Consider the following 12129-nt stretch of genomic DNA (forward strand, 5'->3'; position numbering starts at 1 on the left):
CACCCGTGGGCCGTCCCGCACCATGGCGCCGGGGGACGAGGAGGAGCACCCTGGAATCAGTGGTTCCGGAGGTGATCGTCATGATGCACACCACAGTCGGATGGCATGTGGAACTGGAATTCGAGGAGGACGAGGAACGGACCCGGGCGGCGGCACTGGTGCGGCTCCCCGACGGGAACGAGGTGCGGTCCCACGGGTACGCCAGCCGCCACCACTCCGATGCGAATCAGCCCCGGGTCGGGGAGGAGATCGCGGGCGCACGGGCCCTGAACGATCTCGCGTTCCGGCTGCTCGGCAAGGCGCACAGCGAGATCGACGAGGCGTCGGGGAGAACGTCGCGTCCGCTGACGCACTGAAGGCCGGGCCGGGGCCCCGGTCGGGGGCCGGGGAATGATGTCGGAATGACGTCGGAATGATGTCGGCGCTGCCGGTGCGCCGGGCCGGTGCACCGGCGGCGTCTTCGCCTGTCGCAGCCGTCGGCCACGGGCCCGTGGAGGGCGACGGCCGTGCGGCCCGGGCTACGACCCCACGGTCACAGCTGCGCCAGTGAGGTACGCACCGCCCGGACCAGGGCCTGTGCCCGGGGGTCCGCCGTGACGCTCGTACGGAAGCCGTTGGTGACATAGCCGAAGGCGATGCCCGACTCGGGATCGGCGAAGCCGAGGGCGCCGCCGCGGCCGGGATGGCCGAAGGAGCCGGGCGCCAGCAGCGGGGACGCGCTGCCGTGGAGCATATAGCCGAGGCCGAACCGGGTGGGGGCCACCAGGACGCGGTCGGGGCCCGAGGATGCCTCCGCGCGGGCGCGTTCCCGTGTCTCGGGAGTGAACAGGCGTATGCCGTCCACCTCCCCGGTCAGTGCCGCGTAGAACCGGGCGAGGGCGTCGGCCGTCGCGATGCCGTTGGACGCGGGCAGCACCGCCGCGCGGTAGGCGGGGTCGTTCTCGTCGGGCGGCGGGGAGATCACCGCGAAGGCGCGGCGGGTCAGGCTGCCGGCGTCCGCATAGGCGTCGGCGACCGCGCGCTTGGGGCGGACCCGCAGGGCGCCGTCCGGTTCCGGGGCCGCGAGGGGGCCGACCCGACCGACCCGGTGCGCCTCGCCGTCGGGCAGCCCCAGCCACAGGTCGAGGCTCAGCGGCCCGGCGATCTCGGTCGCGATCCAGGCGCCGATCGACCGGCCCGTGACCCTGCGCACCAGTTCGCCCGTCAGCCAGCTGTAGGTGTGGGCGTGGTACCCGTGGTCCGTGCCGGGCTCCCAGACCGGGGCCTGCGCGGCCAGCACGGCGGCGGCGATCTCGGGGTCGGCCGCCTCGGCGGGGGTGAGCGCCCGGTCGAGCACCGGAACCCCGGCCCGGTGCGCCAACGCGTGCCGCACCAGGGTGTGCTCCTTGCCGTGCGCCTTGAACTCGGGCCAGTAGTGGCCGACCGGGGCGTCCAGGTCCAGTTCCCCGCGCTGGGCGAGCATCAGCAGCACGGCCGCGGCGACCCCCTTGGTCGCCGAGCGGACGATCTGCGCGGTGCCCCGTTCCCAGGGTTCCGTCCCGTCGATGTCCCGGGTCCCGGCCCACAGGTCCACGACCTTGCGTCCGTCGCGGTAGACGGCGACCGCCGCCCCACGCTCCCCCGGCGTCCCGAAGTTCCGCACGAACGCTTCCCTGACCGGCTCGAAGCCCTCGGCGGCAACGCCGTTCACGTCCACGCCCGTGTTCCCTTCACTCGCCTGTGCCGGTGAGTGCAACACGAGCGCCCGGCCCTCGATTCCGTGCTCCGTCCGGCACGGCGCAATCGTTACCTCGACGTCGCTCCTCCATGACGGGAGTAAGCGGGCGCTCCCGTCAGACGTGCACGGTCATGGGCGGCCCGCCGCCGACGCCACGGACCGGGGGTCGAAGCCGAAGGGGAGCTCCAGACGGTGCGTCCGCATCAGCGCGTCGTCGGCGAGCACTTCGCCGGTCTCCCCGTCCGCCGCGATGACGCCGTCGCTCAGGATCAGCGAGCGCGGGCACAGCTCCAGGGCATACGGCAGGTCGTGGGTGACCATGAGCACCGTGACGTCCAGCGAGCGCAGGATGTCGGCGAGCTCGCGCCGGGAGGCGGGGTCGAGGTTGGAGGACGGCTCGTCGAGCACCAGGATCTCCGGCTCCATGGCCAGTACGGTCGCCACCGCGACCCGGCGGCGCTGGCCGAAGGAGAGGTGGTGCGGCGGGCGGTCCTTGAAGTCCGCCATGCCGACCTGTTCCAGGGCCCGGTCGACGCGTGCCTCCAGTTCCGCGCCCTTCAGGCCGGCCGTGGCGGGCCCGAAGGCCACGTCCTCACGGACCGTCGGCATGAAGAGCTGGTCGTCGGGGTCCTGGAAGACGATGCCGACCTTGCGCCGGATCTCGGCCATGTGCTTCTTCCCGACGGGCAGCCCCGCGACGGTCACGGTGCCGGTGCCGCCGCTGAGGATGCCGTTGAGGTGCAGCACCAGCGTGGTCTTCCCGGCGCCGTTCGGGCCGAGCAGCGCGACCCGCTCGCCGCGCCCGACGGTGAAGTCGACGCCGAACAGGGCCTGATGCCCGTCGGGGTAGGCGAAGGCCAGTCCGGCCACGTGCAGCGAAGGTGTCACAGGGTCCATCCCAGCAGGCAGACGGCGAGGGCGGCGAGGGGCAGGGCGAGAGCGTACGACCACTGGGCGCGGGTCGCGGTCACCTCGTCGATGACCGGCATGGCACCGGTGTACCCGCGGCTGACCATCGCCAGATGGACGCGTTCGCCGCGCTCGTAGGAGCGGATGAAGAGCGCGCCCGCGGACTTGGCGAGCACCCCCCAGTGGCGGATGCCGCGCGCCTCGAAGCCGCGCGATTCCCGGGCGATCCGCATCCGGCGCATCTCGTCGGTGATGACATCGCCGTAACGGATCATAAAGGTGGCGATCTGCACCAGCAGGGGCGGCAGCCGCAGTCGTTCCAGGCCGAGGAGCAGTTCGCGCAGTTCGGTGGTGGCGGCGAGCAGGACGGAGGCGGCGACGCCGAGGGTGCCCTTGGCGAGCACGTTCCACGCGCCCCACAGCCCGCCGACGCTCAGCGAGAGACCGAGGACATGGACGCGCTCCCCCTCCGCCACGAACGGCATCAGCACCGCGAAGGCGACGAAGGGGACCTCGATCAGCAGACGTTTCACAAGAAACCCGGCTGGTACGCGGGCCAGGTGTGCCACGGCTCCGAGGAGCAGGGCGTACAGGGCGAACGCCCACATCGCCTCGCGCGGGGTGGAGACCACGACCACGACGAAGGCGAAGACGGCGGCGAGCTTGGTGTGCGGCGGCAGGGCGTGCACCGGCGACCGCCCCTGCCGGTAGAGCCGGTGCGCGTGCCCCGCCCCCATGTCAGCCGGCCTGCACGGCGTCGCCGGTACGGCGCCTGCGGACGGCCCAGAAGACCGCGCTGCCGGCGACGACGGTGACCCCGACGCCGATCACACCCGCGAGACCGCCGGAGAGGCGGGCGTCGCCGATGTCCTTGACGCCGTAGTCGGCGAGCGGGGAGTCGGCGCTGGCGTGCCGCTCCTCCTTCTTGTCGATGCCCTGGTCGGCGGCGACCTTCTCCAGTCCGTCGGGGTTCGCGGAGGCGTAGAAGCTGACGAAGCCGGCGAGGACCAGCGAGGTGACCAGGCCGGTGACCCAGAGCCTGCGGTGGGAGGTGGCGGGAGCGGGCACCGGCTCCTCGGCGGGGGCGGGGGCGTCGACGAGTTCACCGCCGACCCGCAGCTTGAGCCGCTGCTGGAGGCCCCGGGCGCCGTACACCAGATCGGGGCGTACGGCGATGACGGCGCCGACGGTGAGCGCGGTGATCACGGCCTCGCCGATGCCGATGAGGACATGGACGCCGATCATGGCGGTGGCGACCTTGCCGAGGGAGACGTCGGTGGTGCCGCCGACCGCGTAGAGCAGGGTGAAGACGACGGCGGCGGCGGGCACGGAGAGAAGGGCGGCGAGGAAGGACGCGACGGTGACCGAACGCCGGGTGCGCGGGAGGACCTTGACCAGCCCGCGGAAGACGGCGTAGGCGACGACGGTGGTCACGATCGCCATGTCGGTGATGTTGACGCCGAGGGCGGTGAGGCCGCCGTCGGCGAAGAGGATGCCCTGCATCAGGAGCACCACCGACACACAGAGGATGCCGGTGAAGGGTCCGACCAGGATGGCGGCCAGCGCTCCGCCCAGGAGATGCCCGCTGGTGCCGGCGGCGACCGGGAAGTTCAGCATCTGTACGGCGAAGATGAACGCGGCCACCAGACCGGCGAGCGGCGCGGTGCGTTCGTCGAGTTCACGTCGGGCGCCCCGGAGGCTGACGGCCAGGGCGGTTGCGGCTATGACACCGGTTGCGGCGGAGGTGGGGGCGTTGATGAATCCGTCGGGCACATGCACCGTATGAGAATACCGTCTTATTGCAACCCTTTTGCAAGAGCCAGGGCGGAGTGAATACCTTCCTCGCGCACCGGACGCCACTTTCCTCCATATATGCGACATTGGAGGGGAAGGGGCGCTGACGAATCCACCTCCGGTGGGGTGACGTAGCGTGAGGAGTGTTCCGATGTCCGTTGTCGAACAGTTCGCGCGAGCCCATCTGGTCACGGACTCCCCGGAGGCGCCCGACGCCGTCCCCGTCGTCCTGCGCTACGACCCCGAGGCGGACCCCCGTTCCGTCCGCGTCGGCCTGCCCGGCCCCCATGAATGGGCCTTCTCCCGAGACCTCCTGGAAGAGGGCCTGCACACCCCCGCGGGCCTCGGCGACGTCCGCATCTGGCCCTGCGGCCGGGTCCAGGCGGTGATGGAGTTCCACACCTCCAAGGGCGTCGAGGTCGTCCAGTTCGAGTCCAAGACCCTGCTCGGCTTCCTCCACCGCACCTACGCCGCGGGCGCGACACTCCGCTGACACCGTGAATTGCGGCAGGGCGCCCCACCTGGTGGTGGGGCGCCCTGGCTGTTGGGGGGTCAGGCTCGGGCGAGTTGGCGATCCTCGTCCGGGTCCTTGGGGGCGTCGTCGGCCGGGGTGTGCAGGCCCTCGCCCTCCACGTCCACGTTCGGCAGGGCGCGGTCCAGCCACTTCGGCAGCCACCAGGCCCTGCGGCCCAGCAGTGCCAGGACCGCCGGGACCAGCGCCATCCGGACCACGAACGCGTCGAAGAGGACCGCGATCGCCAGGCCGAAGCCGATCATCTTGATCATCGCCTCGCTGGAGCCGATGAAGCCGGAGAAGACGGCGATCATGATGACCGCGGCCGCGGTGACCACCCGTGCGCCGTGCCGGAAACCGGTCACGATCGCCTGGCCGGGGCTCTCCCCGTGGACATACGCCTCACGCATCCGGGTCACCAGGAAGACCTCGTAGTCCATGGCCAGGCCGAAGACCACGCCCACCATGAAGATCGGCATCATCGACATCACGGGCCCCGTCTCCTCGACGCCCAGCAGACCGGACAGCCAGCCCCACTGGAACACCGCGACCACCGCGCCGAGCGCCGCCGTCACCGACAACAGGAAGCCGAGCGCCGCCTTCAGCGGGACCAGGATCGAGCGGAAGACCACGATCAGCAGGAGGAAGGCCAGGCCCACCACCAGCACCAGATACGGGACCAGCGCGTCGTTCAGCTTCTGCGAGACATCGATGTTCATCGCCGTCGAGCCCGTGACCAGCACCTTCGCATCGGTGTCCGTGGTGATACGGCTGCCCGCGTCACGGATGCCGTGCACCAGGTCCTCGGTCGCGGTGGAGGAAGGCTTGGATCCGGGGACGACCGTGACCATCGCGGTGTCGCCGGCCTCGTTGTAGGTCGCGGGCGTCACCGTGGTGACGTCCTTCATGGCCTTGATGTCGTCGACCACCGTGGTGACCGCCGTCTTCGGGTGGTCGCTCGCCTTGGCGTCGACCACGACCAGCAGCGGCCCGTTGAAGCCGGGGCCGAAGCCCTCCGAGAGCAGGTCATAGGCGCGGCGCTGGGTGGTGGAGGCCGGCTGCGAACCGTCGTCCGGCAGTCCGAGCGCCAGCTGGGACGCCGGCAGCGCGGCAGCACCGAGCCCGATGACGCCCAGCAGCAGCACGGCGACCGGACGGCGCACCACGAAACTCGCCCAGCGGGTGCCCATGTTGGGCCTGCCCGGCTTCTTCGCCGTACGGCCGCCGCCCATGAGCCGGTTCTTCTCGCCGGTCGGCTTGACCGTGCGGCCCGCGTAGCCGAGCAGCGCCGGGATCAGCGTCAGCGCGATCAGCACCGCGATGGCGACCGTACCCGCCGCGGCCACACCCATCTTGGTCAGCATCGGGATGTTCACGACCGCGAGACCCACCAGCGCGATCACCACCGTCAGTCCCGCGAAGACCACCGCCGAGCCCGCCGTGCCGACGGCCCGGCCCGCCGCCTCCTCGCGCTCGCGGCCCTCGGCCAGTTCGGCGCGGTAGCGGGAGACGATGAACAGCGCGTAGTCGATGCCGACCGCGAGGCCGATCATCATCGCCAGGATCGAGGTGGTCGAGCCCAGCTCCAGCGCATTGGCCAGCGCGCCAATCGTGGAGACACCGATACCGACCCCGATCAGCGCGGTGATCAGGGGCAGTCCGGCCGCCACCAGCGAGCCGAAGGTGATGACCAGGACCACCGCGGCGATCACGATGCCGATGACTTCGGTCGCGCCCGTCTCGGGCACCGCCGTCAGGGCGTCACCGCCGATCTCGACGGTCAGTCCGCCGTCCCGCGCGCTCTGCGCGGCCTGCTGAAGGGCGTCCTTCGAGGCGTCCTCCAGCTCCATGCCGGAGACCTTGTACTTCACCTGCGCATAGGCGACCGTGCCGTCCTCGCTGACGGCGTGCGCGGTGAACGGGTCGGCGACGGAGACGACCTCGGAGCCCTGGCTCAGCTCCTCGACGGTCTTCTCGACGGCCTTCTTGTGGGATGCGGACGTCACCTTCTCCCCGTCCGGCGCCCGGAAGACGACCCGGGCGGTGGCACCGTTGGCGTTCATCCCGGGGAAGCGCTGTTCCAGCAGGTCGAAGGCCTTCTGGGCCTCGGTGCCCGGGATGGAGAAGGAGGAAGGGCCCGCTGCGGGGGCACTGGCGGCGCCGACACCCGCGAGAGTCAGCAGCGCCACCCAGATCAGGGCGACGAAGTGCCGGCGCCGAAAGGCGAACCGGCCGAGTTTATAGAGGAATGTGGCCACGAGGGCGTACTCCCGGTCAGGTCGTGGGGGTATTCAGGGCAGGGGTGATCAGCCCGACGACGTGAGCGGTGACGTCAGTTGGGGCGGTTCGGGGAAATCGAGGAAGGGTCAGACGGTGCGGACGCCGAGGGCGGGGAGGACCACGGCGTCGATGTACGAGGTGAGGAAGGCACGGGTCGGCGGCTGGTCGTCCAGCAGCGTGCGGGTGGCGAACCCGCCGACCATCATGTGCACCAGGAAGTCCAGCGCCGGGCAGTCGGGACGGATCTCGCCCCGGTCGACGGCGCGGCGCAGCACCTGCTGGAAGGCCGCGATCTCCGGCTCGATGAGCTGCTCCCGGAACGCCTGCCGCAGATCCGGGCTGTGATGGATCGCCATGGCCACGCCCCGCATCAGGGCGGAGTTCTGCTCCATGGTGCAGTCGTCCTCCAGCGCCACCAGGGCGTGCAGGTCGCCTTGGAGCGAACCGGTGTCGATGTCGTCGGCATGGCCCGGCTTGCCGTGCCGGATGGCCTTCACGACCAGCTCGGCCTTGCCGCCCCACTGGCGGTAGAGCGTCGCCTTGCTGGACCGGGTGCGGGCGGCCACGGCGTCCATGGTGAGGGCGTCGTAACCGACCTCCCGGAGCAGGCCGAGCACCGCGCCGTACAGCTCGGCCTCGCGCTCGGGGGTGATCCGGCTGCGACGTCCCGTTGCGACCTCGGTCATATGGACCACCTTCCCACTCCGGCGTCCGGAGCGGCAGGCTCCGAACGAAACGGTTTCGTACAGGTCCACCATACCCCGCCCCCATAGCGAAACGAAACGGTTTCGTACGTGCTCTGAATCACGGTCGTCCGGGGAACCATCCGGCGTGCTCCCCGCCCACGAGTTGCCCCGGCCCGCCCCGCGGAAAAGCATGGGTAGGTGAGCGATGCGAGCGACGTGTTCGAGAACGCACCCGGCTACCTCCGCTTCCCTCATCTGCACGGCGACCGCCTGTGCTTCGCCGCCGAGGACGACCTGTGGGTGGCCCGGGTGGACGGGTCCGGCCGCGCCTTCCGGCTCACCGTGGACCGCACCAAGATCGGCCATCCCCGTTTCTCGCCCGACGGCCGCCTCGTCGCGTACACCAGCTGGCGCAGCTTCGTCCCGGAGATCCATCTGACCCGGGTGGACGGCGGTCCCGGCCGACGGCTCACCTACTGGGGGAGCGCCGACACCCGGGTGTGCGGGTGGACCCCGGAGGGCGACATCCTCGCCGTCGCCTCGCACGGCGAGCCGTTCTCCTATCTGACCTGGGCCTACCAGGTCCCCACCGACGGCGACCCCGGCGCCAAGCTCCCCTGGGGCCCCGTCTCGGACATCGCGGTCACCGATGTCGCCGGCGAGCGCGCGGTCCTGCTGCTCACCGGCACCCCGCCCCATGAGCCGGCCTCCTGGAAGCGCTACCGGGGCGGCGCCACGGGCCGGCTCTGGCTGAACGGCCGGCAGTTGCTCGCGGGCCTCGACGGCCATCTCGACTCCCCGATGTTCGTCGGCGGACGGATCGCGTTCCTCTCCGACCACGAGGGCGTCGGCAACCTCTACTCATGCGCTCACGACGGGACCGATCTGCGCCGCCACACCGACCATGACGCCTTCTACGCCCGCCATGCCGCCAGCGACGGCTCCCGGGTGGTGTACCAGTGCGCGGGTGACCTGTGGATCGTCGACGACCTCTCCCCCGACTCGATCCCGCGCCGCCTCGACATACGCCTGGGCGGCCCCCGCGCGGGGCGCCGCGGCTACCAGGTGCCGGCCGCCCGGCATGTGGACGGGATCTCCGTCGACGAGACCGGCCGGGCCAGTGCCGTGGTGGTGCGCGGCAGCCTGCACTGGCTCACCCACCGGGACGGCCCCGCCCGTACGGTCACGGACACCCCCGGGGTACGGGTACGGCTGCCGGAGATGATGGGCCTGGGCGGACAGGTCGCCTATGTCACCGACGCGGAGGGCGACGACGCGATCGAGATCGCCTATCTGCCTCGGGCCTCGGGCGACCGCGCACCGCGCCGGCTGGCGTCCGGCCGGCTGGGCCGCGTGCTGGAGATGGTGGCGGACCCGGAGGGCGAGCGGCTCGCCATCGCGTCCCACGACGGACGGCTGCTGCTGATCACGGTCTCCGAGGAGCCCGAGACCACCGCGGGACCGGACGAACCACCGGAGCCCCAGGGTCCGGGCACGCCGGGGGATCCGCCGGAGCCCCAGGGTCCGGGCACGCCAGAGGATCCACCGGAGCCCCGGCAGCCGGGCACGGCCGAAGGATCGCAAGAGCCACGGGAAACGGGCAGGACCCGGGAGCAGCAGGAGCCCCAGACACCAGGCCCGACCCAGGAGCAGCAGAAGCACCAGACACCAGGCATGACCGAGGGGGCTCGGGAGCCAAGCGCACCGGGCACAGCCGAGGAACCGCGGGAGTCCCGGCAGCCGGGCGCGGGCGAGGGGCCGCGGCAGGACGCGGGGCCCGCGCAGACCGGGACGGCGGACGCCGAGGGGCCGCGGGAGACCGCGACGCCGGGGGAGCCGGGCGGCGCCGAGGTCACCGAGTTGGTCCGCTCGGTCAACGGGCCGGTGCGGGATCTGGCGTTCTCCCCGGACGGGGCCTGGCTGACCTGGTCGCACCCGGGGATCGGACGGACGCTGCGGCAGATCAAGATGGCCCGGATCAAGGACCGGTTGATTCTCGACGTCACCAACGGCCGCTTCGAGGACGAGAACCCGGTGTTCACCCGCGACGGACGCTATCTGGCGTTCCTGTCCTGGCGCGGCTTCGACCCGGTGTACGACGTGCACACCGGCGATCTGTCGTTCCCGCTCGGCTGCCGTCCCTATCTGGTCCCGCTGTCCTCGGCCACCCCCTCCCCCTTCGCGCTGAACCCGGAGGGACGGCCGGCGGCCGGCGGCCTCGACCCGCTGGAGGAGGAAGAGGAGGGCGACGGGGTGGTGACCGTCGAGGTGGAGGGGCTGGAGAACCGGGTCACGCCGTTCCCGGTCCCGGCCTCCAAGTACTCGGAGCTGCGCCCGGTCGCGGGCGGCGGCCTGGTATGGCTGCGCTGGCCGATCTCGGGCGCGCTCGGCGAGACCTTTGTGAATCCGGACGACACCTCCGGCCGGCCCACCCTGGAGCACTTCAGCATCAGCAAGGCGAAGAAGTCCGAACTGGTCGGCCATCTGGACTGGTTCGCGATCAGCGGGGACGGCACCCGGCTGGTGGTCGTGGACGAGGGCGATCTGCGGGCGGTGCCGTCCACCGAGACCGGCGACCTGGACACCACGGTCTGGATCGACACCCGCCGGATCATGCACGAGGTGGACCCCCCGGCGGAGTGGCGGCAGGCGTACGCGGAGGCGGGACGGCTGATCCGGGCGTACTTCTGGGACCCCGGGATGTGCGGGATCGACTGGGACGCGGTCCTGGAGCAGTACCGTCCGCTGCTCGAACGGGTCGCCTCGCCGGACGAGTTCGCGGATCTGCTGCGCGAGGTGCTGGGCGAGCTGGGCACCTCCCACGCCTATGTGTCACCGGCCCGGCGCAACGAGGGCCCGGCCCACTACCAGCGCCACCAGGGCCTGCTGGGCGCCAACTTCGTACGCCGTGAGGGAGGCTGGACGGTGCGACGGATCCTGCCGGGCGAGTCCTCGGACTCCAAGGCGCGCTCGCCCCTGGCGGGCACGGGCATCCGGGAGGGCGCCGTCCTGACCCATGTGGACGGACGGCCGGTGGACCCGGTGACGGGGCCCTACCCGCTGCTGGCCGCGGCGGGCGGCACGACCACGGAACTGACCTTCACCTCCGCGGACGGGGAGGGCGGGCCCCGCCGGGTGGCCGTGGTCCCGCTGATCGACGAGCGCCCCCTGCGCTACCAGGACTGGGTGGCCAAACGCCGCGCGCTCGTACGGGAGTTGAGCGGCGGTCGCTGCGGCTATCTACACATCCCGGACATGGGGGGATCGGGCTGGGCGCAGTTCAACCGGGACCTCAGGATGGAGGTCTCGCGGCCGGCCCTGATCGTGGATGTGCGCGGCAACGCGGGCGGCAACATCAGCGAACTGGTCATCGAGAAGCTGACGCGCACGATCCTGGGCTGGGATCTGACCCGCGACGCCCAGCCGGTGTCGTACACCTCCAACGCCCCCCGGGGGCCGATCGTGGCGCTGGCCGACGAGGCGACCTCCTCGGACGGCGACATGATCACGGCGGCGATCAGACTGCTGGAGCTCGGCCCCGTGGTGGGCTCGCGGACGTGGGGCGGTGTGGTCGGCATGACGGGCCGCCATCGGCTCGGCGACGGCACGGTGATCACGGTCCCGATGAACGCGGCATGGTTCACGGAGTACGGCTGGTCGGTCGAGAACCGGGGCGTGGAACCGGATCTGGAGATCCTGCGCACCCCGCTGGACTGGGCCGAGGGCCGTCACAAGCAACTCGACGACGCGGTCGAGCTGGCCCTGGAGCTGCTCCGCACCAACCCTCCGGCCACTCCCCCGGACCACCGCGACATCCCGGACCGGACCCGCCCCAAACTGCCCCCGAGAGCGACGGGTTGACCTCCGCCGTACCGGCGCTCGTCGCACCGGCGCTGGACGGACGTGCGAACGGGGTGCTCTCGAGAGAGCACCCCGCTGTCCCGGCCAAGGCCGAGCACGACCACGAACTAGGCGTCGTAGTCCTGGTTGAAGCGGTCCTCCGCCTCGTCCCGCATCCGCTGCGTGTCCTCCTGCGCCTGGCGGCCCTGCTGCGGGTTCTGCTGGGACTGCTGGGACCCCCGGCCACGCTGCTGACCCTGCTGGCCCTGCTGCTGGCCCTGCTGGCCCTGCTGCTTGCCCTGCTCGGCCTTGCGCTTGGCCTGCTGCTTCATCTGCTCGGACTTTTCCTGGAACTGGTCCTTCATGCCCATGAGGGTTCACTCCCGTAC

Annotated in this window: 10 protein-coding genes; 3 read left to right on the plus strand and 7 right to left on the minus strand. The window is 71.5% G+C overall.

What is annotated here, in order from left to right; all coding sequences use genetic code 11:
- Positions 1 to 80: 80 nt before the first annotated feature.
- Positions 81 to 356: a DUF1876 domain-containing protein gene (locus tag CP978_RS14765; RefSeq protein ID WP_174498636.1), complete on the plus strand. Its 276-nt coding sequence runs from the start codon at positions 81 to 83 to the stop codon at positions 354 to 356.
- 176 nt (positions 357 to 532) lie between these two features.
- On the opposite strand, the gene CP978_RS14770 is transcribed toward CP978_RS14765, so the two are convergent.
- The 4 genes from CP978_RS14770 to CP978_RS14785 all read right to left on the minus strand — a co-directional run bounded on the left by CP978_RS14770 (position 533) and on the right by CP978_RS14785 (position 4405).
- Positions 533 to 1696, minus strand: a complete 1164-nt coding sequence (locus CP978_RS14770) for a serine hydrolase domain-containing protein (RefSeq protein ID WP_043441061.1) — start codon at positions 1694 to 1696, stop codon at positions 533 to 535.
- 150 nt (positions 1697 to 1846) lie between these two features.
- A complete protein-coding gene (locus CP978_RS14775) occupies positions 1847 to 2614 on the minus strand; it encodes an energy-coupling factor ABC transporter ATP-binding protein (RefSeq protein ID WP_043441064.1) in 768 nt (255 codons plus the stop codon).
- Entirely contained in the window at positions 2602 to 3363 is a 762-nt protein-coding gene (gene cbiQ, locus CP978_RS14780; protein WP_043441067.1) for a cobalt ECF transporter T component CbiQ, read from the minus strand. Before cbiQ ends, CP978_RS14775 begins: the two co-directional genes overlap by 13 nt.
- Before the next feature lies 1 nt (position 3364).
- Complete coding sequence (locus CP978_RS14785) at positions 3365 to 4405, minus strand: energy-coupling factor ABC transporter permease (RefSeq protein WP_107070393.1); 1041 nt, start codon at positions 4403 to 4405, stop codon at positions 3365 to 3367.
- A gap of 166 nt (positions 4406 to 4571) precedes the next feature.
- Here CP978_RS14785 and CP978_RS14790 point away from each other — a divergent pair, with 166 nt between their 5' ends.
- Positions 4572 to 4913 (plus strand): SsgA family sporulation/cell division regulator, encoded by a 342-nt coding sequence (locus tag CP978_RS14790; RefSeq protein ID WP_043441070.1) that lies wholly within the window; start codon positions 4572 to 4574, stop codon positions 4911 to 4913.
- 59 nt (positions 4914 to 4972) lie between these two features.
- Here CP978_RS14790 and CP978_RS14795 read toward each other — a convergent pair whose 3' ends face one another.
- Together CP978_RS14795 and CP978_RS14800 are read right to left on the minus strand one after the other, a co-directional pair.
- Positions 4973 to 7192 (minus strand): MMPL family transporter, encoded by a 2220-nt coding sequence (locus CP978_RS14795; RefSeq protein ID WP_043441073.1) that lies wholly within the window; start codon positions 7190 to 7192, stop codon positions 4973 to 4975.
- 108 nt (positions 7193 to 7300) lie between these two features.
- Positions 7301 to 7900 (minus strand): TetR/AcrR family transcriptional regulator, encoded by a 600-nt coding sequence (locus tag CP978_RS14800; RefSeq protein WP_043441081.1) that lies wholly within the window; start codon positions 7898 to 7900, stop codon positions 7301 to 7303.
- Positions 7901 to 8098: 198 nt separating this feature from the next.
- Between CP978_RS14800 and CP978_RS35630 the strand changes: the two genes are divergently transcribed.
- A complete protein-coding gene (locus tag CP978_RS35630; RefSeq protein ID WP_227745375.1) occupies positions 8099 to 11761 on the plus strand; it encodes a S41 family peptidase in 3663 nt (1220 codons plus the stop codon).
- A 107-nt stretch (positions 11762 to 11868) separates the two neighbouring features.
- On the opposite strand, the gene CP978_RS14810 is transcribed toward CP978_RS35630, so the two are convergent.
- Positions 11869 to 12105, minus strand: a complete 237-nt coding sequence (locus CP978_RS14810) for a hypothetical protein (protein WP_311775017.1) — start codon at positions 12103 to 12105, stop codon at positions 11869 to 11871.
- Between the last annotated feature and the right edge of the window lie 24 nt (positions 12106 to 12129).

The organism is Streptomyces nodosus (assembly GCF_008704995.1).
Taxonomy (GTDB): Bacteria; Actinomycetota; Actinomycetes; order Streptomycetales; family Streptomycetaceae; genus Streptomyces; species Streptomyces nodosus.